General features: G+C 65.4%; 27 protein-coding genes and 3 tRNA genes. 26 read left to right on the plus strand and 4 right to left on the minus strand.

Annotated elements, in window-relative coordinates:
• Positions 1–178: 178 nt before the first annotated feature.
• Positions 179–1,162 carry a recombination-associated protein RdgC gene (locus WNM05_RS06510; RefSeq protein WP_434633535.1) on the minus strand — a complete coding sequence of 328 codons (984 nt, stop codon included), beginning with the start codon at positions 1,160–1,162 and terminating at the stop codon, positions 179–181.
• Between the two features lie 94 nt (positions 1,163–1,256).
• Here WNM05_RS06510 and WNM05_RS06515 point away from each other — a divergent pair.
• The 11 genes from WNM05_RS06515 to WNM05_RS06565 all read left to right on the plus strand — a co-directional run bounded on the left by WNM05_RS06515 (position 1,257) and on the right by WNM05_RS06565 (position 6,478).
• Positions 1,257–1,333, plus strand: a tRNA-Pro gene (locus tag WNM05_RS06515).
• Positions 1,334–1,414: 81 nt separating this feature from the next.
• A tRNA-Pro gene (locus tag WNM05_RS06520) sits at positions 1,415–1,491 on the plus strand.
• A gap of 60 nt (positions 1,492–1,551) precedes the next feature.
• Positions 1,552–1,627, plus strand: a tRNA-Thr gene (locus WNM05_RS06525).
• Positions 1,628–1,879: 252 nt separating this feature from the next.
• Positions 1,880–2,155 (plus strand): hypothetical protein, encoded by a 276-nt coding sequence (locus tag WNM05_RS06530; RefSeq protein WP_434633538.1) that lies wholly within the window; start codon positions 1,880–1,882, stop codon positions 2,153–2,155.
• Positions 2,142–2,777, plus strand: coding sequence for an undecaprenyl-diphosphatase (locus WNM05_RS06535; RefSeq protein WP_434633541.1), 636 nt, complete (start codon positions 2,142–2,144; stop codon positions 2,775–2,777). The genes WNM05_RS06530 and WNM05_RS06535 overlap by 14 nt, the downstream gene beginning before the upstream one ends.
• Positions 2,778–2,808: 31 nt before the next feature.
• Positions 2,809–3,591: a COG4705 family protein gene (locus WNM05_RS06540; protein ID WP_434633543.1), complete on the plus strand. Its 783-nt coding sequence runs from the start codon at positions 2,809–2,811 to the stop codon at positions 3,589–3,591.
• Positions 3,588–3,869 (plus strand): hypothetical protein, encoded by a 282-nt coding sequence (locus WNM05_RS06545; protein ID WP_434633545.1) that lies wholly within the window; start codon positions 3,588–3,590, stop codon positions 3,867–3,869. Before WNM05_RS06540 ends, WNM05_RS06545 begins: the two co-directional genes overlap by 4 nt.
• 48 nt (positions 3,870–3,917) lie before the next feature.
• A complete protein-coding gene (locus WNM05_RS06550) occupies positions 3,918–4,043 on the plus strand; it encodes a hypothetical protein (RefSeq protein ID WP_434633547.1) in 126 nt (41 codons plus the stop codon).
• A 40-nt stretch (positions 4,044–4,083) separates the two neighbouring features.
• On the plus strand, positions 4,084–4,749 hold the full coding sequence (locus WNM05_RS06555) for a response regulator (protein ID WP_434633549.1): 666 nt from the start codon (positions 4,084–4,086) through the stop codon (positions 4,747–4,749).
• Positions 4,725–6,077 carry an ATP-binding protein gene (locus WNM05_RS06560; protein ID WP_434633552.1) on the plus strand — a complete coding sequence of 451 codons (1,353 nt, stop codon included), beginning with the start codon at positions 4,725–4,727 and terminating at the stop codon, positions 6,075–6,077. Before WNM05_RS06555 ends, WNM05_RS06560 begins: the two co-directional genes overlap by 25 nt.
• 128 nt (positions 6,078–6,205) lie before the next feature.
• Positions 6,206–6,478 (plus strand): hypothetical protein, encoded by a 273-nt coding sequence (locus tag WNM05_RS06565; protein ID WP_434633555.1) that lies wholly within the window; start codon positions 6,206–6,208, stop codon positions 6,476–6,478.
• 180 nt (positions 6,479–6,658) lie between these two features.
• On the opposite strand, the gene WNM05_RS06570 is transcribed toward WNM05_RS06565, so the two are convergent.
• Both WNM05_RS06570 and WNM05_RS06575 read right to left on the minus strand, forming a co-directional pair.
• Entirely contained in the window at positions 6,659–7,108 is a 450-nt protein-coding gene (locus tag WNM05_RS06570) for a hypothetical protein (RefSeq protein ID WP_434633556.1), read from the minus strand.
• Between the two features lie 189 nt (positions 7,109–7,297).
• Positions 7,298–8,125 carry an SPOR domain-containing protein gene (locus WNM05_RS06575; RefSeq protein WP_434633558.1) on the minus strand — a complete coding sequence of 276 codons (828 nt, stop codon included), beginning with the start codon at positions 8,123–8,125 and terminating at the stop codon, positions 7,298–7,300.
• 132 nt (positions 8,126–8,257) lie between these two features.
• Between WNM05_RS06575 and ndk the strand changes: the two genes are divergently transcribed.
• The 15 genes from ndk (at position 8,258) to WNM05_RS06650 (ending at position 23,616) form a co-directional block, all read left to right on the plus strand.
• Positions 8,258–8,683, plus strand: coding sequence for a nucleoside-diphosphate kinase (gene ndk, locus WNM05_RS06580; protein WP_011137089.1), 426 nt, complete (start codon positions 8,258–8,260; stop codon positions 8,681–8,683).
• Between the two features lie 67 nt (positions 8,684–8,750).
• Positions 8,751–9,845 (plus strand): 23S rRNA (adenine(2503)-C(2))-methyltransferase RlmN, encoded by a 1,095-nt coding sequence (rlmN, locus tag WNM05_RS06585; protein WP_434633561.1) that lies wholly within the window; start codon positions 8,751–8,753, stop codon positions 9,843–9,845.
• Positions 9,846–9,877: 32 nt separating this feature from the next.
• A complete protein-coding gene (gene pilW / locus WNM05_RS06590) occupies positions 9,878–10,585 on the plus strand; it encodes a type IV pilus biogenesis/stability protein PilW (RefSeq protein WP_434633563.1) in 708 nt (235 codons plus the stop codon).
• A 2-nt stretch (positions 10,586–10,587) separates the two neighbouring features.
• The gene (locus tag WNM05_RS06595) at positions 10,588–11,535 is read left to right on the plus strand and encodes a helix-turn-helix domain-containing protein (protein WP_434633564.1); all 948 of its coding nucleotides are present in this window, start codon (positions 10,588–10,590) and stop codon (positions 11,533–11,535) included.
• Positions 11,536–11,548: 13 nt separating this feature from the next.
• Positions 11,549–12,841, plus strand: coding sequence for a flavodoxin-dependent (E)-4-hydroxy-3-methylbut-2-enyl-diphosphate synthase (gene ispG / locus WNM05_RS06600; RefSeq protein WP_434633566.1), 1,293 nt, complete (start codon positions 11,549–11,551; stop codon positions 12,839–12,841).
• A 35-nt stretch (positions 12,842–12,876) separates the two neighbouring features.
• Entirely contained in the window at positions 12,877–14,148 is a 1,272-nt protein-coding gene (gene hisS, locus WNM05_RS06605) for a histidine--tRNA ligase (protein WP_434633568.1), read from the plus strand.
• 17 nt (positions 14,149–14,165) lie between these two features.
• A complete protein-coding gene (locus WNM05_RS06610) occupies positions 14,166–14,795 on the plus strand; it encodes a YfgM family protein (RefSeq protein ID WP_434633570.1) in 630 nt (209 codons plus the stop codon).
• Between the two features lie 4 nt (positions 14,796–14,799).
• Complete coding sequence (gene bamB / locus WNM05_RS06615; RefSeq protein ID WP_434633571.1) at positions 14,800–15,939, plus strand: outer membrane protein assembly factor BamB; 1,140 nt, start codon at positions 14,800–14,802, stop codon at positions 15,937–15,939.
• 10 nt (positions 15,940–15,949) lie between these two features.
• Positions 15,950–17,359: a ribosome biogenesis GTPase Der gene (gene der / locus WNM05_RS06620; RefSeq protein WP_434633572.1), complete on the plus strand. Its 1,410-nt coding sequence runs from the start codon at positions 15,950–15,952 to the stop codon at positions 17,357–17,359.
• A 91-nt stretch (positions 17,360–17,450) separates the two neighbouring features.
• Positions 17,451–17,711 carry an RNA chaperone Hfq gene (hfq, locus tag WNM05_RS06625; protein ID WP_101707146.1) on the plus strand — a complete coding sequence of 87 codons (261 nt, stop codon included), beginning with the start codon at positions 17,451–17,453 and terminating at the stop codon, positions 17,709–17,711.
• A gap of 101 nt (positions 17,712–17,812) precedes the next feature.
• Positions 17,813–18,943: a ribosome rescue GTPase HflX gene (hflX, locus tag WNM05_RS06630; protein WP_434633573.1), complete on the plus strand. Its 1,131-nt coding sequence runs from the start codon at positions 17,813–17,815 to the stop codon at positions 18,941–18,943.
• A complete protein-coding gene (gene hflK / locus WNM05_RS06635; RefSeq protein ID WP_434633574.1) occupies positions 18,930–20,150 on the plus strand; it encodes an FtsH protease activity modulator HflK in 1,221 nt (406 codons plus the stop codon). Before hflX ends, hflK begins: the two co-directional genes overlap by 14 nt.
• Positions 20,147–21,031, plus strand: a complete 885-nt coding sequence (gene hflC / locus WNM05_RS06640) for a protease modulator HflC (protein WP_434633576.1) — start codon at positions 20,147–20,149, stop codon at positions 21,029–21,031. Before hflK ends, hflC begins: the two co-directional genes overlap by 4 nt.
• 98 nt (positions 21,032–21,129) lie before the next feature.
• On the plus strand, positions 21,130–22,281 hold the full coding sequence (locus tag WNM05_RS06645) for an ATP phosphoribosyltransferase regulatory subunit (RefSeq protein ID WP_434633578.1): 1,152 nt from the start codon (positions 21,130–21,132) through the stop codon (positions 22,279–22,281).
• A gap of 39 nt (positions 22,282–22,320) precedes the next feature.
• The gene (locus tag WNM05_RS06650; RefSeq protein WP_434633579.1) at positions 22,321–23,616 is read left to right on the plus strand and encodes an adenylosuccinate synthase; all 1,296 of its coding nucleotides are present in this window, start codon (positions 22,321–22,323) and stop codon (positions 23,614–23,616) included.
• A 70-nt stretch (positions 23,617–23,686) separates the two neighbouring features.
• On the opposite strand, the gene WNM05_RS06655 is transcribed toward WNM05_RS06650, so the two are convergent.
• Positions 23,687–24,037 (minus strand): VOC family protein, encoded by a 351-nt coding sequence (locus tag WNM05_RS06655; RefSeq protein WP_434633581.1) that lies wholly within the window; start codon positions 24,035–24,037, stop codon positions 23,687–23,689.
• Positions 24,038–24,039: the final 2 nt, after the last annotated feature.

Consider the following 24,039-nt stretch of genomic DNA (forward strand, 5'->3'; position numbering starts at 1 on the left):
GTTCCAGCTTTCCTTCATCGCATCGTCTCCGGCGTTCCGATGATGGCAGTATCGGCAATGAAAATAGTTTTGTTAAATTGATTGTTTTTAATCGATAGTTTTGTTTTTATTATCGGGTGCGTCGCGAGAGCGTAAAAAAACCCGGCGGGGCCGGGTCGGTGCAGGGGCGGGACGCGCTTCAATCCCAGGGCACGTCGACGGCGTCGCCGCCGGCTGTGGCGGAAGGAGCGGCGGGCGCGGTCGCCGGGGCCGGCTGCGCCTGGCTGTCCTCGAGGCCGCCCAACGCTTCCACCAGCGCCTCGACCAGTTCGCCCAGCTCCTCGCTCATCAGCAGGAAGGTCGCCGCAAACAGGCTGTCGCGGTCGTCGCCGGCCTGGCTGGCCTCGTCCTGCAGCACGTCGAGGAACTGTATGCGCTTCAACTGCAGCGTGTCGGTCAGCTGGAAGCGGATCTTCTCGTTCCAGATCAGGCCCAGCTTGGTGGCCTGCTTGCCGGTGGCGATGTGCTGGCGGATCTCGTCGCTGGTCAGGTCTATGCGGCTGCAACGCACGACCGCGCCGTTCTCGCTGCCGTCCTTCAGTTCGCAGTCGGCGTCCAGTTCGAAGCCGCCCGGCGCTTCGCCGGCGGCCAGCCAGTCGGTCATCGCGGTGTGCGGAGCGAGCTTGGTCCTGGGCAGCGCGGCCGGAAACGGCGGCAGCGCCTCGCGCAGCTTGGAGACCAGCGCCTCGGCCTTGCTGGACGAGCCGGAGTCCACCATCAGCCAGCCGCGCTGGATGTCCAGGTAGGCGCTGGTGCGGCCGCTGCGGACGAAGGCGCGCGGCAGCAGGTCGTCGGTTACCTGCTCTTTCAGCGCCAGCTTTTCCTTGCGGCCGACCTTGCGCAGCTCCTTGTCCTCGATCTCCTGCACCTTCATTTCGACGAAGTCGCGGATCACCGAGGCCGGCAGAACCTTGTCCTCGCGCCGCATCGAAACCATCAGGCTGCCGCGTCCGGCGTAGACCGGCGCATCCAGATGGCCGGCCGGCGGCACCCAGCCTTCGCTGAACCAGTCGAGGCCCATGCACGGTTGAAACGGGCGTTTTTCCAATGCCTGCAACAGCTTATCGGCGTCGACCAGGCTGTCCGCGCTCAAGCGATAAAAAGATAGTTGCCTAAACCACATATTTGTTCCATAATGCGCGTCCTCTGAAGCCGCTGATTGTACCGCAGCAAGCGGGATAGCAGCAGTTTTTCAGACAAGCAGTTTAGCCGGTCGTCGGAGTGTAGCTTAGCCTGGTAGAGCGCTACGTTCGGGACGTAGAGGCCGGAGGTTCGAATCCTCTCACTCCGACCAGTTGAACAAATTAAAGCTTGTCAGAAAATCAGATTCGAGGTATATTAGCTTCCTCGGCGCGAGTCGGGATTGAAGTTAAATCGGAGTGTAGCTTAGCCTGGTAGAGCGCTACGTTCGGGACGTAGAGGCCGGAGGTTCGAATCCTCTCACTCCGACCAGATTCAAAAAGCCTTGATTTTCAAATTACAGAGAATCAGGGCTTTTTTAACGGTTGGTTTGCCGGTATAGCTCAGTTGGTAGAGCAGCGCATTCGTAATGCGAAGGTCGTAGGTTCGACTCCTATTACCGGCACCATTAAAATATTAAAATCAAAGCAATGCGATTTTAAAAGAAAAAAGGCCCGCGAATACGCGGGCTTTTTTCTATTCCGTTTCGGTTTTATTATCGATCATTATCCGCGTGGATTCGGCGGCGGCTGGCATCATTAAGCCGCTTCCTGATCGGGTCGGCCTCGACGCATCGACCGCCGCGCGCGTCTAAGTCCTCGCTAAGTTTCTTCTCTTACTCTCCGGTTCATGCGCTTGGCGCGTCATCCGGAGGGTTGATATGTACCGTTATTCCACGCTTTCTCTTCTGGCCGTCGTCGCCTTCACTTGTGGCGCGGCCGCCTATGCCGCCGGGACTCGATTGACCGGGGAGATCGCCATTGCCGAGCGGCATGTCAACGGCTGGGCTGGCCGCGCGGAATGCGGGCGCGCCGGCTTGGGCCGGGCGTATGCGGTGGCCCGCGGCGGTCGGGCCTTCGACGTCGGCGTCGATCCCGCCAGGGGCGCGGTGCTGGAGTCGGGCGAGAGCAAGGCGGATCGCGATGAGCGCGATTGATGGCCTGATCGGCCTGGGGAACGTCCTGGAGGGCCTGAACTGGGCGCTGTTCGCCGTTTTGAACGCGCCCGCGCATCCGCTGCCGGCGCTGCCGCGTCTGGCGGTGTTCTGCGCCGAAGGCCTGATCTGGGCCATCCCCGTCGGCATCGGGCTGGTCTGGTTATGCGGGGGCGAGTCCGCCCGCAAGGCCGCGTTGGCGGCGGCGATGGCCGGACTGGCCGGGCTGCTGCTCAATCAGCTGATCGGTCTGGCCTGGCCGCATCCGCGGCCGTTCATGATCGGACTCGGGCGCACGCTGATTCCGCATGCGGCCGATTCCTCCTTCCCCAGCGACCACCTGACCCTGTGGTGGTCCGCCGCCTTCGGCCTGCTGCTGCGGCCGGATTGCCGTCGTATCGGCGGCGCGCTGGCTGTGCTGGGCCTGCCCATGGCCTGGGCGCGCATTTATCTGGGCGTCCACTTCCCGCTGGACATGGCGGGCGCCGCCGTGACGGCGCTGGCGGCCGCCTGGCTGGCCGGGCCGCGGCATGAACCGTATCTGGAACCGATATACCGTCTCGCGCTGAGCGCCCGCCGTTTGTTGTTCGGCAGGCTCATCGCCGCCGGATGGCTGCGCGCCTGAGCGGCGCCGTAACGATTGCAAGGAGTGTGCGATGAATACGTTGCCTGCCGCTGAGCCGGCTCCATGGCTGAACAAGGTGTCGGAGGTCGCGCTGACCTTCTGGATCATCAAGATTCTTTCCACCACGGTGGGCGAGACCGGGGCGGATTTTCTCGCCGTCGATGCTGGCTGGGGGCAGGGCGCGACGCGCGCGCTGATGGGCGCGTTGCTGGCGACTGCCTTGTTCGCCCAACTGCGGACGCGCCGTTGCGTGCCGTGGCTGTACTGGCTCACCGTGGTGCTGGTGAGCGTGGTCGGCACCCAGATCACCGACTGGCTGACCGATGGGCTGGACGTCAGCCTGTATGTCAGCACCGCCGCCTTCGCCGCCGGGTTGGCGGCGATCTTCATCGTCTGGCGCCGGATGGAGCGCACGCTGTCCATCAGCGACGTTTCGACGCCGCGGCGGGAAGATTTCTATTGGGCGGCGGTCCTGTGCACTTTTGCGCTGGGGACGGCTGCCGGCGATCTGGCGACCGAGGCGCTGGGTTTGGGCTTCACGCTGGGCGCGCTGGGGTTCGGCGCATTGCTCGCCGCCTGCTGTGTCGCCTGGCGCATCGGCGGCAACGCGGTGCTGACGTTCTGGCTGGCCTACATTCTGACTCGGCCTTTCGGCGCGGCGTTGGGAGACTGGCTGACGCAGGCCAAGGCTTATGGCGGCATCGGCATCGGGGCGATGTGGACCAGCGGCTTGTTCCTGTCGGTGATTGCGGTCCTGGTGGCCGCCGCGCAGATGGGGTGGCCGGGCCGCAAAGCGGCGGCGGTCGCCAAATGACGTCTTTCACTTTCCAGGAGCGATCAATGCGGTACTTTCGTTTTTTTGGATGGGTGGCCGCGCTTGCCGCGTCTGTCGTGTTGTTGACCGCGGCGGCCGGCTGCTCCAGGCGCGACGACGCCGGCAAGGCCGTTGCCGGGCAGGCCGCTGATGCGCAGGTTTCCCGCTTGGGCGATTTGAGCGTGTTTCGCCGCATCGCCGCCGATGTGGCTGGCATCGTCAACCGGGGGGACTTGCCGGCGGCGAGGGCGCGGATCAAGGATCTGGAGCGGGCCTGAGGTGCTGCGGAGGCCGGATTGAAGCCGAGATCCGCCCGGGATTGGCATATGCTGGACAAGGCGATGGACCGCGCGTTGGCGGCCTTGAGGGCCGACCCGCCGGATCAGGCCGACTGCAAGGCGGCATTGGCGGATCTGCTGCTGGCTTTCGATGGCGGCCGAAGGGGCGCTTGAGGAGGGGCGGGTTCGTGGCGGGGAGGGGCGGAGGAGGAATATGAGGGTATTGCTGATCGAGGACGATGCGATGATAGGCGAGGCGGTCCGGGCCGCGCTGCGCGACGAGGGCCAGGCCGTCGATTGGGTGCGGGACGGGCGTTCCGCGCTGACGGCGCGGGGATGCCAGCACTATGATCTGGTCTTGCTCGACCTCGGTTTGCCGGGGCGGGACGGCCAGTCGGTGCTGGCCGCCATCCGCGCCGGCGGCGACGCGATTCCGCTCTTGGTCATCACCGCCCGCGATGGGCTTGACGACCGCTTGCGCGCGCTGGACGGCGGGGCCGACGACTATCTGGTCAAGCCGTTCGAGATGGCGGAGCTGCTGGCGCGCATGCGCGCGGTGTCTCGGCGCAAGGGCGGCAGCGCGGCGCCGCTGCTGGGCAATGGCGTGGTGTCGCTGGACCCGGCCACGCGGATGGCGACGATCGCCGGCGGCGCGCCGATCCCGCTGTCCAACCGCGAATTCTCGCTGCTGCATGCGCTGTTGTTGCGTCCGGGCGCCATCCTGTCGCGCGGCAATCTGGAGGATCGCATCTATGGCTGGGGCGACGAGGTGGAAAGCAACGCGGTCGAGTTTCTGATCCATTCGCTGCGCCGCAAGCTGGGAAGCGATGTCATCAAGAATGTCAGGGGGGTGGGATGGATGGTTTCAAAAGGCGTTTGAGCGAGTCGGTGCAGTTGCGGCTGTCGTTCGTGCTGACCGTGGCCATCCTGCTGTTCGGCGTGGTCGCCGGGGTGTTTTCCTTTGCGTCCGCGCTCGGCGAAGCGCATGAATTCCAGGACGACGTGTTGCGTCAGGTGGCCGCGCTGCTGGACCGGGGACGGCTGCCGGCCGACTTTCCCGAGGGCGGCGCCCGGGAGGGAAACGAGGAATCCAGGGTGATCGTGCAGCGGCTGGGGAGCTGGCGGCCGGCGGCGCCCAGCGTCGACGCCGGCGGGGTGCTGAGGCTGGAGAAATCCTTGCCGGACGGTTTGCAGACCGTGGAGGCCGGCGGCGAGAGTTTTCGCGTGCTGGTGCGGACGATGAGGGACGGGAGGCGGATCGCCGTCGCGCAGGAGTCCGGCTTTCGCGACGAGCTCGCCCGGGATGGCGCGCTGCGCACGGTGATGCCTTTCCTGTTGCTGATCCCGTTGCTGCTGCTGATGGTGGCCAGGCTGGTGCGGGGCATGTTCCGGCCGATCGCCGAACTGTCGCGCGAAGTGGACCGGCGCGCGGAGCGGCAGCTGCATCCGCTGGACCCGGACGGCCTGCCGCTGGAGGTCAAGCCGTTCGTGCTGGCCATCAATCGCCTGCTGGAGCGCGTCGCGCAGTCGATGCGGGCGCAGCGGCGCTTCGTCGCCGATGCCGCCCATGAGCTGCGCTCGCCGTTGACGGCCTTGTCGCTGCAGGCGGAGCGACTGGCCGACGCCGAGATGTCCGGCGCGGCGCGGGAGCGTTTGTCCGCGCTGCGCGGCGGCATCGGGCGCGGCCGCAATCTGCTGGAGCAGTTGCTGGCGTTGGCTCGGGCGCAATCGGCGACGGCGGCGCCGTCCGCGGTGTCTGTCAGGGATGCGTATCGCCGGGTGTTGGAGGATCTGATGCCGCTGGCTGAGGCCAAGCGCATCGACATCGGCGTGGAGGGGGAGGTCGATGCCAGGGTGTGGGCGGGCGAGCTGGATCTGTTCGCGCTGCTGAGGAATCTGGCCGATAACGCGATCCGCTACACGCCGGATGGCGGCCGCGTCGATCTGGCCGTCGGCGAGGCGGACGGCCAGGTGTTGCTGACGATAGAAGACACTGGCCCCGGCATTCCCCGCGAGGAGTGGGGCCGGGTGTTCGACCCCTTCTATCGCAGCCTGGGAAGCGGTGAACAAGGGGCCGGGCTGGGCTTGTCCATCGTGAGCGCCATCGCTGAGCGGATCGGCGCGCGGGTCAGCCTGTCCTTCCGCGACGAGGCTGGTCAGTCTGGCCTGAGGGTATCGGTCAGCATGCCGGCCGCGCGCGAAATTTGACGCCTTGGAGGCGATTTTCGCGCCGCTAAGTTCCGGCTAAGTCTGGCCTGCTAAGTTGCAATGGCATGATGCTGGGCGTGCGTCCCGCATTGCGCGTTTCGCGTTCGAATCCTATCGGGAGACACACCATGATGATCGCCTCGGTTTCCGCCCAGGTCCCTCAGACCGCATCGACACCAGACGCAGGGCCGTCCGGCGTGCCCGCATCCGCGCCGCAACCGCAGACGCAAGCTCAACCCGCCCAGCCGGTGGTGCAGGACAAGGTCACCATCAGCAATGCGGCCAGGGCCTTGCAGGAAGCCGCGGAGACGGCGACGCAGACCGCCAAGGAGGCGCAGGGCGGCGACAGGCAGGCTCAGCGCAAATTGGTGGCGGAACAGGCGCGGCGGATCGCGCGCTGATTCGGGGCGGCGTCCGTTTCGTGGCGGATGGGCATTTGGGCGGCGGGGCGGTTTTTCCATCGCCGCCCGACTGCGCTTGGCGCCGCTGACAAAACTCCTGATCCTGCGTTGCGCCGACTTGTCGTACTCAAGTACTGCCTGCGTCGGCGCGCCTTGGCTCAGGGGCTCTGCGAGGTTTTGTTAGCGGCTCTTAATCGTCGAGGCGGGATCGTCTGTCGGCGCCGTGTATGGCCAGATTGAAAATATTATTTTTAAAATCAATTTCTTGGGATTGTTTTCCCATTCGTCGACTTTGATCGCCGCGATGAGCCCGGCACGCGTAATTGGAGAGGGCAAAGCTGCTGTCGCGGAGTTCATTGGAATCAACGGCTTGATTGTCGCAAGCTTTTTGGGCTGCATTTCGGAACGGGGTGCCACGGCATTGTTTGATGCGCTGTTTTTCTCGGAACTGGTTTCCGGCGGGATTTGATGAGCGGCGGTTTCGATTCTTATTCCAGAGCGCGGCGGGCATCTGGCCGGTGCGCGGCGGTTTTGCGATTGGCCGCAGAATTTTTTAAAAAAGCCTTGCCAGAAAAGATGTGCGACGGTATAGTTCGTTTCTCTCGAGACGCGGTGAAAATCGCGAATCAAGAAAGGCGATGTTGGCGGTTAGCTCAGTTGGTAGAGCATCGGATTTTGATTCCGAGGGTCACAGGTTCGAGCCCTGTACCGCCTGCCAGGAATACGAAAAGCCCCGGATGAGAATCCGGGGCTTTTTCATTGCGGCCGTCTCGCGGCCGCGGCGACGGGGCCCTCGAGGGGGCCCCGTTCTGCTGTCCGCTATTGACCGGCGGCCAGTAGCGGCGAGTAGCCGAGCTCGCGCAGTTTCTTCATCGCTTCGTCGGCCTCGGCGCGGCTCTTGAACGGCCCGAGCTGCACGCGGGTCACGGTGTGGGCGGAGATGCCGTGCTTCTGCAGGTCGCGCACCAGTTTCTGCGCGTTGCCGATGCTGGAGAACAGGCCCAGCTGCACCTGGTAGCCGACCGAGCTGCCCGCCGGTTCCGCCTTGGCCGGAGCGGGCGGAGGCGCGGTCGTCGCCGGTGCCGCGCTGGCGGTCGGCGCGGCGGCCGGCGTCGCGTTGGCGACGACGGGGGCGGTATTGCCGCTGGGCGAGGGGGCCGGAGGTGGACTGGCGGTCCTTGTCTGCGCCTGGTGGCTCGGCGGATGGGTCTTGGCGGGTGCCGGGGCGGGCGCGGCGCGTTCCCCGGCCGCCTGGCGGGTGGCCGCCTGCTGGTTGGCTATCGCCGGGGTCTTGCTCAGGTCCGGCGTCCGCGGGCTGTTCGCGGCCGGGGTCGCCGGCGCGTGGCTGGCGGTGTCGGCGGCGGGGGCGCTGCTTTGGCTTGCCGGTGCGCTGGCGGCCTGCGTCGCGGGAGCGGTCGCGGCAATGTCCGGGACGGCGGCCGGCTTGATGATCTTGCCGGAGCTCGGGCTGGGCGCGTCGCTGTTCATCTCCTGCTTGGGCTTGGTCAGCGCGTCCATCAGCGGGATCGCTGCGAGCGCGACGGCAACCAGGCCGCCGGCGAGCCAGAGCCGCTTTTTCAGCTTGCTGTTGAGGTCGGATTCTTCGCCGCCGTCGGCCGGCGTCTGCTGTTGGTTTTGTTCGCGCATGGTGCCTGAGTGGAATGTGCAGCACGTGTTTGAAAACACTGCTAAAATATCGGGTTCGTCAGAATTGGGTAACCCGAGTGGCCGCATAATACTCAAGTTTAGCCACTTGTCTTGTCGTTAGGGAGAATTTATATGGCAATTGAACGTACCTTGTCCATCGTGAAGCCGGATGCCGTTGCGAAGAACGTGATCGGCAAGATTTACGATCGTTTCGAATCGGCCGGCCTGAAGATCGTCGCCGCCAAGATGAAGCAACTGTCCCGCGCCGAAGCCGAAGGCTTCTACGCCGTGCACAAAGAACGCCCGTTCTTCAAGGACCTGGTCGACTTCATGGTTTCCGGTCCGGTGATGATCCAGGCGCTGGAAGGCGAGAACGCCGTGCTGAAGAACCGCGAACTGATGGGCGCCACCGACCCGAAGAAGGCTGAAGCCGGCACCATCCGCGCCGATTTCGCCGAGTCGATCGACGCCAACGCCGTTCACGGCTCCGACAGCGTCGAAAACGCTGCCATCGAAGTGGCCTACTTCTTCGCCGCTTCCGAAATCAGCTCCCGCTGATTCGTAAAGTAGTTGAATGACCGGAGGTCGCCGCTGCCGGCGGCCTCTTTTGCCTGTTGAGGATTGCATGAAAACCAACCTGCTCGACTTCAATCTGGACCAGCTGACGCAGCATTTTGCCGAGATGGGCGAGAAGCCCTTCCGCGCCAAGCAGGTGATGCGCTGGATGCACCAGATGGCCGAAGACGATTTCGACGCGATGACCGACCTCGCCAAAAGCCTGCGCGCCAAGCTGCACGAGCGCGCCGTGGTGGGCGTGCCGTCGCTGATGACCGGGCAGGAGTCCAGTGATGGCACCCGCAAGTGGCTGCTCGACGTCGGCACCGGCAACGGTGTGGAAACCGTGTTCATTCCGGAAGACGATCGCGGCACCTTGTGCGTGTCATCCCAGGTCGGTTGCGCGCTGGAATGCACGTTCTGTTCCACCGGCCGCCAGGGATTCAACCGCAACCTGTCCACCGCCGAGATCATCGGCCAGCTGTGGTGGGCGAACAAGGCGATGGGCGTGACGCCGAAAAACGAGCGCGTCGTGTCCAATGTGGTGATGATGGGCATGGGCGAGCCGCTGGCCAATTTCGACAATGTGGTCAGCGCGATGCAGATCATGCTGGACGACCACGGCTACGGCCTGTCCCGCCGCCGGGTGACGCTGTCCACCTCCGGCCTGGTGCCGCAGATGGACAGGCTGCGCGAGGAGTGCCCGGTGGCCCTGGCGGTGTCGCTGCACGCGCCGAACGACGCGATACGCGACGTGATCGTGCCGATCAACAAGAAATATCCGTTGTCGGAGCTGATGGCCGCTTGCAGCCGCTATCTGGAGAAGGCGCCGCGAGATTTCATCACCTTTGAATATGTGATGCTTGACGGGGTCAACGATAGGCCGGAACATGCTCGCCAGCTGCTGGAATTGGTGAGGGACGTGCCGTGCAAGTTCAACCTGATTCCGTTCAACCCGTTCCCGAACTCGGGTTATGATCGCTCCAGCAACAACGCGATTCGCATTTTCCGTGAAATTCTGCAAGAACAAGGATATGTGGTGACCGTGCGCAAGACCCGCGGCGACGATATCGACGCGGCCTGCGGCCAGCTTGCCGGCCAGGTGCAGGACAAGACGCGGCGCCAGGCCAAGTGGACGCAGATCATCGAGGACAGAAAACTATGACGTCATGGCGGGGGTGGTTGGCTGGATGGCTGTTGGCATTTGGCATCGCCGCCCCCGCCATGGCGGCGAGCAATCCGCATGAGCTGGCCAAGGTGCGCAGCCAGCTGGCCGTCGAATACGCCAGGATAGGCAATCTGAAGGCGGCGCTGGACAACGCCAACCAGGCGGTGGCGGCCGACCCGTCCTATGTGACCGGCTATGTCACCCGCGCCTATGTGTTCGGCCTGCTGAAGCAGGACGGCCAGGCCGAGGGCGACTTTCAGCAGGCCCTGCGCTTGGACCCGGCCAGTCCGGAAGCCAATAATAACTACGGCCTGTTCCTGTGCGAGCATGGACGGGTCCAGGATTCGCTGGCGCTGTTCCAGAAGGCGCTGGCCAATCCATTGTATGATTCGCCGCAGTCGGCCTATCTGAACCTCGGGCGCTGCAGCGCCAAGCTGGGGCAGACCGACCAGGCCAACGACTATTTGCTGAGCGCCTTGCGCGCGGCGCCGGACTTCGCGCCGGCATTGCGCGAACTGGCCGAGATGCATCTGGGGCTCGGTAACGCCAAGCTGGCCGCGTTTTATTTCGCCCGCCTGCGGCGCGGGCCTGACGGCCTGGATGCGCCCGACTGGTGGCTGGGAGCCAGAATCGCCCGAAAGACCGGCGACGGCGCGCTGGAGCGGGAATGCGAGAACGCGCTGAAGAACCGGTATCCGGACTCTAGAGAAACACAACTGCTGTTGAGTGGAAGCTGAGGATGGAAGAAAAAATCGAACATCACGACGCGTCGGCGCCAGGCGGCATCGGCGCCCGTTTGCGGGCCGCTCGCGAGGAAGCCGGCCTGGGCTTGGGGGAAGTGGCCGACAGGCTGAAACTGTCGCTGAGGCAGCTCGAGGCGATAGAGCGCGACGATTTCGCCGCCTTGCCCGGCGCAACCTTCGTCCGCGGCTTCGTCCGTAATTACGCCCGTTTTCTGGAGGTCGATCCGGAGCCGCTGATGCAGGCGCTGGAACAACATTTCCCTTCCGCGGTCAATGATGTTGCCAACCTGGTCAAGGGCACGGCGGCGCGCGAGCACGCCGCGGAACCGGACGAGGCGGAGACGGAGGCGTCCTCCGGCGACGGCGGCAAGTGGGTGCTGTTGTTGCTGGTCGTCGCGGCGCTGGCCGGCGGCGGCTACTGGTACGTCAATCGCGACGACTCGCCGATCAAGGCTGCGGCCGAGCACGCGGCCAACGAGCTGGCGCCTATGCTGACCGAGCAGTCGTCGGCGCCCGCGGCCAAGGCGGCCGCTTCCGAGCCGGCGAAGACGGTCCAGGCCGCGAAGCCGGCTTCGGCGCCGATGCCGGCGCCCGCGGCGGCGGCCAAGCCGGCGGCGTCTGCCGCCCTGGCCGCGGTCAAGCCTGCTGCCAGCGCGCCGGCCAAGGCGGTCAAGGCGCAGCCGGCCAGCGCGCCGCAGGCCCTGGGCTCCGACCGCGTCAGCGTCAACGTCAAGGACGCGGCCTGGGTGTCGGTGCAGGACGCCAATGGCCGCAAGCTGATCTACAAGGTGCTGCAGCCGGGCGACGCGACCGAGGTGACCGGCGTGGCGCCGTTCAAGGTGGTGGTCGGCAACGCCGATCAGGTCGAATTGAGCTACAACGGCAAGCCGGTGGACCTCTCCGACAAGATCCGCGGCACCACCGCCAAGATTCAACTCAAGTGATGCAGGGTAGCGAATGGATAGCGTGAACATCGCGCGCCGTCCCACCCGCCTGGTGCGGGTGGGACATGTTTTGGTGGGATCGGCCGCGCCGGTCGTGGTGCAGTCCATGACCAACACCGATACCGCCGACGCGGCGGGCACCGCCGAGCAGGTGTACCAGCTGGCGCAGGCCGGCTCCGAGGTCGTGCGCATCACCGTCAACTCGCCGGAGGCCGCGGCGCGGGTGGCGGAAATCCGCCGGCGCCTCGACGACCTGGGCTGCGACGTGCCGCTGGTCGGCGACTTCCACTTCAACGGCGACCGTCTGTTGAAGGAATTCCCGGACTGCGCGAAGGCGCTGGCCAAGTACCGGATCAATCCGGGCAACGTCGGCAAGGGCGCGAAGGGCGACGACAAGTTCGCCTTCATGATCCGCACGGCGATGGAGTACGACAAGGCCGTACGCATCGGCGTCAACTGGGGCAGCCTGGACCAGGCCTTGCTCGCGCGGATGATGGACGCCAACAACCGCGCAGCCGATCCGCTGCCGCTGCCGAGGCTGATGCAGGAGGCGCTGATCGTGTCGGCGCTGGAGTCGGCCGAGAAGGCGGTGGAGATCGGCCTGTCGCCGGACAACATCATCCTGTCGTGCAAGGTCAGCAATGTGCAGGACCTGATCAGCGTCTACCGCGAGCTCGGCGGCCGCTGCGACTACCCGCTGCATCTGGGCCTGACCGAGGCCGGCATGGGCAGCAAGGGCATCGTCGCCTCCAGCGCCGCCTTGGCCGTGCTGCTGCAGGAAGGCATAGGCGACACGATACGGATCTCGCTGACGCCGCAACCGGGCGAGGCGCGGACCAAGGAAGTGGTCGTCGCCCAGGAGTTGCTGCAGACGATGGGCCTGCGCAGCTTCACGCCGCTGGTCACCGCCTGTCCGGGCTGTGGCCGCACCACCAGCACCTTCTTCCAGGAGCTGGCCGACCACATCCAGAGCTATCTGCGCGAGCAGATGCCGGTGTGGCGGCTGCAGTATCCGGGCGTCGAGGACATGAAGGTGGCGGTGATGGGCTGCGTGGTCAACGGTCCGGGCGAGTCGAAGCTGGCCGACATCGGCATCTCGCTGCCCGGCACCGGCGAAGTGCCGGTGGCGCCGGTCTACGTCGACGGCCAGAAGGACGTGACGCTGAAGGGCGACAACATCCCGGCGGAATTCACCGCCATCGTCGACAACTACGTCAAGACCCGCTACGGCGAGGGCGGCGCCAAGCGCCGCGAGGGCGGCAGCCGCACCATCCCGATCCGGCCGGTCCAGGCGGCGAAGGCCTGACGGAAACAGAATCCAGCTGATACAAGAAGATAGCAATGGCTCAGAAATACCAAGCGGTCAAAGGCATGAACGATGTGTTGCCGGCCGAATCCTACCAGTGGGAATACTTTGAAGGGGTGCTGCGCAAGCTGCTGGCCGACTACGGCTACCAGAACATCCGCACGCCCATCGTCGAGGGCACGCCGCTGTTCGTGCGTTCCATCGGCGAGGTGACCGACATCGTCGAGAAGGAAATGTACACCTTCATCGACAGCCTGAACGGCGACAGCCTGACGCTGCGTCCGGAGGGCACCGCCGGCACGCTGCGCGCGGTGGTCGAGCACAATCTGCTGTACAACGCCACGCCCAAGCTGTGGTACATGGGCCCGATGTATCGCCACGAGCGCCCGCAAAAGGGCCGCTACCGCCAGTTCCACCAGGTGGGCGTGGAGGCGCTGGGCCTGGCCGGTCCGGACATCGACGCCGAGATCATCGCGATGACCGCCGATCTGTGGCGCCGTCTGGGCATCGGCCAGCACGTACGGCTGGAGATCAACTCGCTGGGCAACGCCGACGAGCGCGCCGCCCACCGCGAGGCGCTGATCGCCTATCTGGAGCGCCACGTCGACATCCTGGACGAGGACGGCAAGCGCCGGATGCACAGCAATCCGCTGCGCGTGCTGGACACCAAGAACCCGGCGCTGCAGGAAATGGCCAACGCCGCGCCCAAGCTGTCCGACTACCTGGGCGAGGAATCGCGCGCCCACTACGAGGGCTGGAAGGCGATGATCGCCGCGCTGGGCATCGAGTACATCGAGAACCCGCGCCTGGTGCGCGGACTCGACTACTACAATCGCTCGGTGTTCGAGTGGGTGACCACCGAGCTGGGCGCCCAGGGCACCGTCTGCGCCGGCGGCCGCTACGACGGCCTGATCGAGCAGCTGGGCGGCAAGGCCGCGTCCGGCATCGGTTTCGGCATGGGCATGGAGCGCGTGCTGCTGCTGCTGCAGGACAAGGGCCTGCTGCCGGCGCAGCGCAGCGTCGACGTCTTCCTGGTCAACCAGGGCGAAGGCGCCGGCCTGTACTCGATGAAGCTGGCGCAAAGCCTGCGCGCCGCCGGTTACTCGGTGGCGCAGCACCTGGGCGAGGCCAGCTTCAAGTCGCAGATGAAAAAGGCCGACGCCAGCGGCGCCGAATTCGCGCTGATCGTCGGTGAAAACGAAATCCAGGCCGGTCAGGTGGTGGTGAAGGCGCTGCGCGCCGAAGCCGCCCAGCAGACCGTGGCGGCCGATGCGGTTCTGGCCACCCTCGCCACTCTGAAAGCTTGATAGGAAGGGGGAACGCGATGGCGTTCGACTTGCAGGAACAGGAACAGATCGATTCTCTGAAGGTATTCTGGCAACAGTGGGGCAAGCTGATCGGCGGCGCGGTGCTGGCGCTCAGCCTCGGCTACCTGGGTTACAAGGCCTACGGCATGTACCAGCGGGGCCAGGCCGAAAAGGCCGCTGTCGCCTATGAGGCCGTGGACGACGCGATAGCCGCCAAGGACATCGCCAAGCTGAAGACCGCCGCCCAGCAACTGCAAGGCGAATACGCCGGCACCGTGTACGCCAGCCGCGCCTCGCTGGTGCTGGCCAAGGCCGCCTTCGACAAGAACGACGCGGCGCTGGCCGAAAGCCAGCTGCAATGGGTGCTGAAGAACGGCAACGACGCCGAACTGCAGGCCATCGCCCGCCTGCGCCTGGCCTCCTTGCTGCTGGACCAGAAGAAGTTCGACGGCGCGATCGGCGAGCTGAGCCAGGAGCATCCGGCGGCCTTCGACGCCCAGTACCTCGAGTTGAAGGGCGACGTCTTCGTCGCCAAGGGCGACAGCGCCGCCGCGCGCGACGCCTACAAGGCCGCGCTGGCCAAGCTGGTGGAGGAAAGCCCGAACCGCCAGCTGGTGCAAACCAAGCTCGACGCGCTGGGAGGCTGATAGCATGCGCCGCCATCTGTTGTTGACCGCGATGATGTCGTCCCTGCTGCTGGCCGGCTGCGCCAGCTGGTTCGAGGGATCCTCCCAATTCCAGCCGACGCCGCTGGCCGAAATCAAGCCGCTGCAGACGCTGAACGTCAAGTGGACGCTGACGCAGGCGGCGCCGGCGGCCAGCTTCCTGCCGGTCTACGCCAGCGGCAATGTGGTCAGCGCCGACGTCGAGGGCCGAATCCGCAGCGTGGACGCCTTGTCCGGCCGCGTGCAGGCCGACGTGGCGCTGAAGCGAGCGCTGGCCAGCGGCGTCGCCGTCAGCGGCGACACCGTGCTGGTCGGCAGCCAGGACGCCAAGTTGCTGGCCGTCGACCGCACCACCGGCAAGATACTGTGGGAGCAGCCGCTGACCAGCCTGCTGCTGGAGCCGCCGCAGATCGCCGGCGGCATCGTCGTCGTGCGCACCAACGACGCCCGCCTGACCGGTTTCAACCTGGCCGACGGCAAGCAGCAGTGGTCGCAGGCCAATGTGCTGCCGCAGCTGACCGTGCGCAACAACGGTTCGATGCAGGCGGTGGGCAAGGAGGCGGTGATGGTGGGGCAGGCCGGCGGCCGTCTCGACATCGTCAATCCGCTGACCGGCAACGCGCTGTGGCAGGGCGCGGTCGCCACGCCGCGCGGCGCCACCGAGCTGGAGCGCGTCACCGACGTCACCAGCCGGCCGGCCTTCGACGGCAGCCAGGTGTGCGCGGTGGCCTACCAGGGCCGCGTCGCCTGCTTCGACGCCCGCAGCGGCAGCCTGCAGTGGGCGCGCGAAGTCTCGTCCAGCCGCGGCGTGGCATTGGACGCGCACAACGTCTACGTCACCGCCGAGGACGGCTCGGTCTGGGCCTACGACCGCCAGAGCGGCCGCAACGTCTGGAAGAACGACGAACTCAAGTACCGCAATGTCTCCGGTCCCGCGTTGATCGGGCGCTTCGTGCTGGTGGTGGATGGCGAGGGCTACGCCCATCTGCTATCCAACGAGAGCGGCAGCATTGTCGGACGTAACAAGATCGGCACCTCCGGGCCGGTCAATCAACCGGTGTCGCTAGGCTCCTCCGCCCTGGTTCAGGGACAGGACGGCCGCCTGGCGATGCTGAATCTGGGATAAGCAGTTTTAGATGAAACCTACCGTAGCGCTGGTCGGCCGCCCCAATGTGGGCAAGTCGACCCTTTTCAACCGGCTGACCCGCAGCCGCGACGCCCTGGTCGCCGACCAGCCGGGCCTGACGCGTGACCGCCACTACGGCCATGGCCGCGTCGGCGAGAAACCGTACCTGGTGGTCGATACCGGCGGCTTCGAGCCTGTGGTCGACGAAGGCATTCTGTTCGAGATGGCCAAGCAGACGCTGCAGGCCGTCGACGAAGCCGACGCCGTGGTCTTCCTGGTCGACGGCCGCGCCGGCCTGACGCCGCAGGACAAGATCATCGCCAACCGTCTGCGTCAGCTGGACCGCCCGGTGTTCCTGGCCGTCAACAAGGCCGAGGGCATGAAGCACGCCATCGCCGGCGCCGAGTTCCACGAACTGGCGCTGGGCGAGCCGCTGGTGGTCTCCGCCGCCCACGGCGACGGCGTGCGCGAGCTGATGGAGCTGGTCCTGGAAGGCTTCCCCGACGAAGTCGAGGAAGAAGACAGCCGCCACCCGAAGTTCGCCGTGATCGGCCGCCCCAATGTGGGCAAGTCGACGCTGGTCAACGCCATCCTCGGCGAAGAGCGAGTGATCGCCTTCGACCAGGCCGGCACCACTCGCGACAGCATCTATATTGATTTTGAGCGAGAAGGCCATACCTATACCATCATCGACACCGCCGGCGTGCGCCGTCGCGCCAAAGTCAACGAGATGCTGGAGAAGTTCTCCGTCATCAAGACGATGAAGGCGATCGAGGACGCCAATGTCGCGGTGCTGGTGCTGGACGCGCAGCTGGACATCTCCGAGCAGGACGCCACCATCGCCGGTTTCGCGCTGGAAGCGGGCCGGGCCTTGGTCGTGGCGGTCAACAAGTGGGACAATCTGGACGGCGAACAGAAGGAGAACGTGCGCCGCGAGATCGCCCGCAAATTGAACTTTCTGGATTTCGCAAAGTTTCATTACATCTCGGCCATCGAGGGCCGCGGTGTGGCAGACTTGTTCAAGTCCATCGACGAGGCCTACCGGGCGGCGATGGCCAAGCTGGCGACGCCGAAGTTGACGCGGGTGCTGCAGGTGGCGCTGGAGCGCCAGCAGCCGCCGCGTTCCGGCCTGGTCCGTCCGAAGATGCGCTACGCGCACCAGGGCGGCCAGAACCCGCCGATTATCGTCGTGCACGGCAACGCGCTCGACAATATCCCGGCCAGCTACACCCGCTATCTGGAACACACGTTCCGCAAGGTGTTCAAGCTGCAGGGCACGCCGCTGAGAGTGCAGTACAAGTCGTCGGAGAATCCGTTCGACAACGACGAGAAGGACAAGCCGCGGGCCAAGCCCAAGCCGATGTCCAAGATGCGGGGCAGGGAAAAGGAAGTTCGCTACGGCAAGAACAGCAAGAAATAGTACGACGGAATGTTTTCTGCTAAAAATAAGCAGGCCGCCGCGCTGTTCGCTGTACAGTTAATACAACAATCAACGATTCGGAGAAAAACGAATGAGCTCTAAAGGGCAAATGTTACAAGACCCGTTCCTGAACATCCTGCGCAAGGAACACGTGCCGGTCTCCATCTACCTGGTCAACGGCATCAAGCTGCAGGGTCAGGTCGAATCCTTCGACCAATACGTCGTCCTGTTGAAGAACACGGTGACCCAGATGGTTTACAAGCACGCCATCTCCACCGTGGTTCCGGCCCGTCCGGTCAACATCCCGCACGAACATCCGGTGCAAAAGCAGGAACAGGCGCAGGACGCGTAAGCCGTCCTCGCTCCGCCGATCGGGCCGATTGGTCGCATCTGTCGATGCGGCCACTCGGCCTTTATCGTTTATCGCCGTACTCACGAATGGTTTAGCAAACAGTGTTTGATCGTCCCGACTTAGGCGACCAGGCCATCCTGGTCAGCCTGGATTTTGGTGTTGCCGACTACCAGGAAAGCGTCGCCGAGTGCGCCGAGCTGGTGCGAGGCAGCAAGGTGGAAATCCTGGGCATGGTGCAGGGCAAGCGCCAGCGGCCCGATGCCGCGCTGTTCGCCGGCAAGGGCAAGGTGGAGGAGATTGCCGTCATGGTGCGCGCCACCGGCGCCAATGTGGTGATCTTCAACCACGCGCTGTCGCCGGGCCAGGAGCGCAATCTGGAGCGCGCGCTCCAGTGCCGCGTGATAGACCGCAACAGCCTGATCCTCGACATTTTCGCCCAGCGCGCCCGCAGCCACGAGGGCAAGCTGCAGGTGGAGCTGGCCCAGCTGTCCCATCTGTCGACCCGGCTGGTGCGAGGCTGGACCCACCTGGAGCGGCAGAAGGGCGGCGTCGGCCTGCGCGGCCCGGGCGAAACGCAGCTGGAAACCGACCGCCGGCTGCTGGGCATCCGCGTCAAGGCCTTGAAGGACAGATTGGTCCAGGTGCAGAAGCAGCGCCAGACCCAGCGCAAGAGCCGCAACCGCGCCGGCGTCGCCTCGGTGTCCATCGTCGGCTACACCAACGCCGGCAAGTCCACCTTGTTCAACGCCTTGACCAAGGCCAATATCTACGCCGCCGACCAGTTGTTCGCGACGCTGGACACCACCAGCCGCAAGCTGTTCCTGAATCACGACTGCTCGGTGGTGCTGTCCGACACCGTGGGTTTCATCCGGGACCTGCCGCACACGCTGGTCGCGGCCTTCCGCGCGACGCTGGAGGAGACGGTGCAGGCCAATCTGCTGCTGCACGTGGTCGACTGCGCCAGCGAGACGCGCGAGACGCAGATCGACGAGGTCAACAAGGTGCTGGCCGAGATCGACGCCGACGGCATCCCGCAGCTGATCGTGTGGAACAAGAGCGATCTGCGCGAGCTGCCGCCGGAGATAGAGCGCGACGACGAGGGCAATATCGTCGCCGTGCGGGTGTCGGCGCTGCGGGGCGAGGGACTGGAACTCTTGCGCGAGGCGATTGCCGAACGGGTGCAACCTTTCGCAAACAACCATAAAGAACCATACGAGCATGTCGCAGAATGACCCGAACCGTGGCCGCAACGGCCAGAATGGGCCACCGGACCTCGATGAAGTGTTCCGTGATCTGAACCGAAAACTGTCCCGCCTCTTGGGCGGCAAGCCCGATAAGGGCGGGCAGGGCGGGAATCAGGGCGGCCGTCCCGGCGCGTCGCTCACGCCGCCGTCGTACAAGGGCGGCGCCGCCGTCGTGGTCGGCGTGCTGGCCGCGCTATGGCTGGCCAGCGGTTTTTACATCGTCGACGCCCGCGAGGAGGGCGTGGTGTTGAGGCTGGGCAGCTACAACCGCCTGACCGAGCCCGGCCTGCAATGGCATGCGCCGTATCCGTTCGAGAAGGCCGAGATCGTCAACCTGACCGAGTTGCGCAGCATCGAGGTCGGCTATCGCGGCAGCGCGCAGAACCGCGTGCCGGAAGAGTCGCTGATGCTGACCTCGGACCAGAACATCATAGACGTGCAGTTGTCGGTGCAGTACGACATCAAGGACGCGCGCGCCTTCCTGTTCAACAACGCCGCGCGCGAGCGCGACGGCAAGGACCTGGTCAAGCAGGCGGCCGAGACCGCGATCCGCGAAGTGGTGGGACGCAACAAGGTGGACTTCGTGCTGAACGAGGGCCGCGCCCAGATCGCCGCCGACGCCCGCAAGCTGATCCAGGAGGTGCTGGACCGCTATCGGGCCGGCATCCGGATCGCCAAGGTCAACATCAACGACGTGCAGCCGCCGCAGCCGGTGCTGGCGGCGTTCGACGACGCGGTGAAGGCCGGCCAGGACAAGGACAAGCTGTTGAACGAGGGCATGGCCTACGCCAACGAAGTGGTACCGAAGGCCAAGGGCATGGCCTCGCGGCTGGTGCAGGAGGCGGAAGGCTACCAGCAGCAAGTGGTCGAGCGCGCCCAGGGCGACGCCGAGCGCTTCAAGCAGGTGTTGCCTGAATACAACAAGGCACCCAAGGTCATGCGCGACCGTCTCTATCTGGACATGATGCAGCAGATCATGAACAACAGCAGCAAGGTGCTGGTGGATCAGAAGGGCGGCAACAGCCTGCTCTACCTGCCGCTGGACAAGCTGACCCAGATGGCTTCGCCGGCCGCTCCCGCGCCGGCGCCGTCCTCCGCCAACCCGACTCCGGCCCAGCAGCCGGCCTCGCCGCCTGCGGCGAAGAACGGGCGCGATGCGTCGCGCGGTCGTGATTTCTTTGGAGCGGAGCGATGACTGAAAGACTGATTCCCATGCTGGCGGCGGCGGTCGGCGTCCTGTTCATCGCCAGCCTGTCGCTGTTCACCGTCGATCAGCGTCAGTACGCGCTGGTTTTCCAGTTCGGCGAGGTCGTGAAGGTGATCTCCGAACCGGGCATACAATTCAAGATCCCGCTGTTGCAGAACGTCCGCTATTTCGACCGCCGCGTGCAGACGATAGACGCCGAGGCGCCTGAGCTGTTCAACACCCGCGAGAAGAAAAACGTGCTGGTCGACAGCTTCGTCAAGTGGCGTGTTGTGGATGTGTCACAGTTCTACAAGAGCGTCGGTTCCGAGGCCGCCGCGGTGGCGCGGCTGAAGCAAACCATCAATGACGGCCTGCGCGCGGAATTCGGTCAGAAGACCGTTGCCGACGTCATTTCCGGCCAGCGCGACCTGGTCATGGAGACGGTTCGCAAGCGCGCGGACGCAGATGCGCGTAAAATAGGCGTGGAAATTCTCGACGTACGCTTAAAACGCGTCGATTTTCCGGATAAAATAAGCAGTTCCGTCTACGACCGCATGCAGTCCGAGCGCCGTACCGTGGCCAGCCAGCTGCGCAGCGAGGGCGCGGCCGACGCCGAGCGCGTCAAGGCCGAGGCCGACAAGCAGCGCGACGTGATCCTGGCCGAAGCCTACCGCAAGGCGCAGGAGCTGAAGGGCGCCGGCGACGCCAAGGCGGCGGCGATCTACGCCGACGCCTACGGCAAGAACCCGGAGTTCTACGCCTTCTGGCGCAGCATGGACGCGTACAAGGAGTCGTTCAAGAACAAGAGCGACGTGCTGGTGCTCGATCCGAGCAGCGATTTCTTCAAGTATCTGAAGAATCCGCAGGCGGGGCAGGGCAAGGGCAAGTAGGCGACAATTGATTTTTGAGAAGACTGGCCGGGGCGACCTGGCCAGTTTGCTGATGACAAGGCGGGTCGCACCCCGCCTTTTATTCTGTTGAAGACGAAATGCGCAATTGGCTGTTACCCGAATACATCGCCGACATCCTGCCGGCTACCGCCCGCCAGGTGGAGTCGGCCAAGGCCGCGATGCTGGAAGGCTTCCGCGTCGCCGGCTACGAGCTGGTGCTGCCGCCGCTGATCGAGTACATCGACTCGCTGGTCAGCGAGGGCGACGTCACGCTGGATCTGAAGACCTTCAAGCTGGATGACCAGCTGTCCGGACGCCAGCTCGGCCTGCGCGCCGACATCACGCCGCAGGTGGCGCGCATCGACGCCCATCTGCTGGGCGGGCGCACCGGCGTGACCAGGCTGTGCTACGCCGGCAGCGTCGTGCACAGCCGCCCGTCCGGCCTGACCAGCTCGCGCGAGCCGCTGCAGGTCGGCGCCGAGCTGTACGGCTATGCCGGCATCGAGGCCGACCTGGAGATCATCGAGCTGATGCTGTCCACGCTGGAAAAGGCCGGCGTGAAGAAGCTGAGGCTGGATGTCGGCCACATCGCCATCTACCGCGGCCTGGCCGCGGCGGCCGGCCTCGCGCCGGAAACCAGCCGCGAGCTGTTCGGCCTGTTGCAGAACAAGGACGCCGCCGGCATCGCCGCGCTGGTGGCCGGCGTCGCCGAGCCTTACAAGAGCGCCTTCCTGGCGCTGCCGGAGCTGTACGGTCCGGCCGCGGTGCTGGAAAAGGCGCGTACCCGGCTGCCGTCGCTGCCGGAGGTGGAGCTGGGCCTGATGCAGCTGTCGGCGATCGCCCGCGCGATGGAGGGCAGGGTGGAGCTGAGCTTCGACCTGGCCGAGCTGCGCGGCGACTTCTACCATACCGGTCTGATGTTCGCCGCCTACGCGCCGGGCTGGTCCGACGCGATCGCCCGCGGCGGCCGCTACGACAATGTCGGCCGCCGTTTCGGCCGCGCCCGCCCGGCTACCGGTTTCAGCCTGGACCTGCGCGACCTGCTGCGCATCCTGCCGGAGCGCGACTCCAGCCGCGGCATCCGCGTGGCTGCGCGCCATCTGCCGGCCGCCGCGGCCGAGGTGGCGCGCCTGCGCGCCGGCGGCGAGATGGTGGTGGTCGACTACCTGGGCGAATCCGCGGCCGCGCTGAACTGCGACCGCGAGCTGGTGCCTGCCGCCGATGGCTGGCAGCTGGCGCCGTTTAACTGACTTTTTGTTTGAATCCGACTGAAGAAGAGGTTTTTTCCAATGTCCAAGAACGTTGTCGTGATTGGCACCCAATGGGGTGACGAAGGCAAGGGCAAGATCGTTGACTGGCTGACCGACCACGCGCGCGCCGTCGTGCGCTTCCAGGGCGGCCACAATGCCGGCCACACCCTGTGGGTGAACGGCAAGAAGACCGTCGTCCGCCTGGTGCCGTCCGGCATCCTGCGTCCGGACGTCGAGTGCTTCATCGGCAACGGCGTGGTGCTGTCGCCGGAAGCGCTGCTGAAGGAGATCGACGAGCTGGAGGCCGCCGGCGTCAACGCCTCGGCCCGCCTGAAGATCGCCGAAGGCTGCCCGCTGATCCTGCCGTACCACATCGCGCTGGACCAGGCTCGCGAAGCCGCCAAGGGCGACGCCAAGATCGGCACCACCGGCCGCGGCATCGGCCCCTGCTACGAAGACAAGGTCGCCCGCCGCGCGCTGAAGGTGATCGATCTGTTCGATCCGGCCCGCTTCGAGAGCAAGCTGAAGGAAAACGTAGACTACTACAACTTCCTGCTGACCAATCTGTTCAAGGCCGAGCCGGTAAGCTACGAAGCGATCCTGGCCGACACCATGAGAATGGCCGAGCGCATCAAGCCGATGGTGGCCGACGTGTCCCGCACGCTGTACGACCTGGACAAGGCCGGCACGCCCATCCTGTTCGAAGGCGCGCAGGGCACGCTGCTGGACATCGACCACGGCACCTACCCGTACGTGACCTCGTCCAACTGCGTGGCCGGCGCCGCCGCGCCGGGCGCCGGCGTGCCGCCGCAGATGCTCAACTACGTGCTGGGCATCGTCAAGGGCTACGCGACCCGCGTCGGTTCCGGTCCGTTCCCGACCGAGCAGGAAAATGAAATCGGCGCCTTCCTGGCCAAGCGCGGCAACGAGTTCGGCTCCGTGACCGGCCGCCCGCGCCGCTGCGGCTGGTTCGACGCCGCCGCGCTGAAGCGCTCGATCCAGATCAACGGCGTGTCCGGCCTGTGCGTGATGAAGCTGGACGTGATGGACGGCCTGGAAGAGATCAAGCTGTGCACCGGCTACATGCTGGAAGGCCAGAAGGTCGACATCCTGCCGTTCGGCTCCGACGCCGTCACCAAGTGCGAACCGGTGTACGAAACGCTGCCGGGCTGGACCGGCACCACCGTCGGCGTCAAGCGCTGGGAAGACCTGCCGGCCAACGCCCAGGCCTATCTGAAGCGCATCGAAGAGGTTTGCGGCGCGCCGGTCGACATCGTGTCCACCGGTCCGGACCGCGAAGAAACCATCGTGCTGCGCCACCCGTTCGGTCTGTAAGCCTTAGGCTTCAGCCAGAGAAAAGCCCACCGCTTGCGGTGGGCTTTTTGTTTGTTGGGATTTGAATGGTTCATTCGTGCTGCAGGATATTGATCAGCTGGCCCAGCGGGTCGCGGACGAAGAAGCGGCGTACGCCCCAGGGCTCCACGACGGGCCCGTATTCGATGGCGATGCCTGCGCCGCGCACCCTGGCCAAGGCCTGCTCCACATCGTCCACCTCCACGGACAGCGCCGGCACCGGCGTGCCGGAGCCGCCTTCGCTGGCGAGGCTGATCTGCGGCTGCATCGCGGCATCGGACGCGTAGATGCGGATCCAGCCGTGGTCCATCACCATTTCCAGGCCCAGCACGTCGCGGTAGAAGCGCTCCGCCGCGGCCGGCGTGGCGGTGGCGATATTGGCGACGATGCGCTGCACTTTCATCT

It is taken from the genome of Chromobacterium sp. CV08 (genome assembly GCF_051129845.1).
Classification (GTDB): Bacteria; Pseudomonadota; Gammaproteobacteria; order Burkholderiales; family Chromobacteriaceae; genus Chromobacterium.

Coding starts and splice junctions, on each gene's coding strand:
- WNM05_RS06510 (WP_434633535.1), bottom strand. CDS start 1,162: ATGTGGTTTAGGCAACTATCTTTTTATCGCTTGAGCGCGGACAGCCTG.
- WNM05_RS06530 (WP_434633538.1), top strand. CDS start 1,880: ATGTACCGTTATTCCACGCTTTCTCTTCTGGCCGTCGTCGCCTTCACT.
- WNM05_RS06535 (WP_434633541.1), top strand. CDS start 2,142: ATGAGCGCGATTGATGGCCTGATCGGCCTGGGGAACGTCCTGGAGGGC.
- WNM05_RS06540 (WP_434633543.1), top strand. CDS start 2,809: ATGAATACGTTGCCTGCCGCTGAGCCGGCTCCATGGCTGAACAAGGTG.
- WNM05_RS06545 (WP_434633545.1), top strand. CDS start 3,588: ATGACGTCTTTCACTTTCCAGGAGCGATCAATGCGGTACTTTCGTTTT.
- WNM05_RS06550 (WP_434633547.1), top strand. CDS start 3,918: ATGCTGGACAAGGCGATGGACCGCGCGTTGGCGGCCTTGAGGGCCGAC.
- WNM05_RS06555 (WP_434633549.1), top strand. CDS start 4,084: ATGAGGGTATTGCTGATCGAGGACGATGCGATGATAGGCGAGGCGGTC.
- WNM05_RS06560 (WP_434633552.1), top strand. CDS start 4,725: ATGGATGGTTTCAAAAGGCGTTTGAGCGAGTCGGTGCAGTTGCGGCTG.
- WNM05_RS06565 (WP_434633555.1), top strand. CDS start 6,206: ATGATGATCGCCTCGGTTTCCGCCCAGGTCCCTCAGACCGCATCGACA.
- WNM05_RS06575 (WP_434633558.1), bottom strand. CDS start 8,125: ATGCGCGAACAAAACCAACAGCAGACGCCGGCCGACGGCGGCGAAGAA.
- ndk (WP_011137089.1), top strand. CDS start 8,258: ATGGCAATTGAACGTACCTTGTCCATCGTGAAGCCGGATGCCGTTGCG.
- rlmN (WP_434633561.1), top strand. CDS start 8,751: ATGAAAACCAACCTGCTCGACTTCAATCTGGACCAGCTGACGCAGCAT.
- WNM05_RS06595 (WP_434633564.1), top strand. CDS start 10,588: ATGGAAGAAAAAATCGAACATCACGACGCGTCGGCGCCAGGCGGCATC.
- ispG (WP_434633566.1), top strand. CDS start 11,549: ATGGATAGCGTGAACATCGCGCGCCGTCCCACCCGCCTGGTGCGGGTG.
- hisS (WP_434633568.1), top strand. CDS start 12,877: ATGGCTCAGAAATACCAAGCGGTCAAAGGCATGAACGATGTGTTGCCG.
- WNM05_RS06610 (WP_434633570.1), top strand. CDS start 14,166: ATGGCGTTCGACTTGCAGGAACAGGAACAGATCGATTCTCTGAAGGTA.
- bamB (WP_434633571.1), top strand. CDS start 14,800: ATGCGCCGCCATCTGTTGTTGACCGCGATGATGTCGTCCCTGCTGCTG.
- der (WP_434633572.1), top strand. CDS start 15,950: ATGAAACCTACCGTAGCGCTGGTCGGCCGCCCCAATGTGGGCAAGTCG.
- hfq (WP_101707146.1), top strand. CDS start 17,451: ATGAGCTCTAAAGGGCAAATGTTACAAGACCCGTTCCTGAACATCCTG.
- hflK (WP_434633574.1), top strand. CDS start 18,930: ATGTCGCAGAATGACCCGAACCGTGGCCGCAACGGCCAGAATGGGCCA.
- hflC (WP_434633576.1), top strand. CDS start 20,147: ATGACTGAAAGACTGATTCCCATGCTGGCGGCGGCGGTCGGCGTCCTG.
- WNM05_RS06645 (WP_434633578.1), top strand. CDS start 21,130: ATGCGCAATTGGCTGTTACCCGAATACATCGCCGACATCCTGCCGGCT.
- WNM05_RS06650 (WP_434633579.1), top strand. CDS start 22,321: ATGTCCAAGAACGTTGTCGTGATTGGCACCCAATGGGGTGACGAAGGC.
- WNM05_RS06655 (WP_434633581.1), bottom strand. CDS start 24,037: ATGAAAGTGCAGCGCATCGTCGCCAATATCGCCACCGCCACGCCGGCC.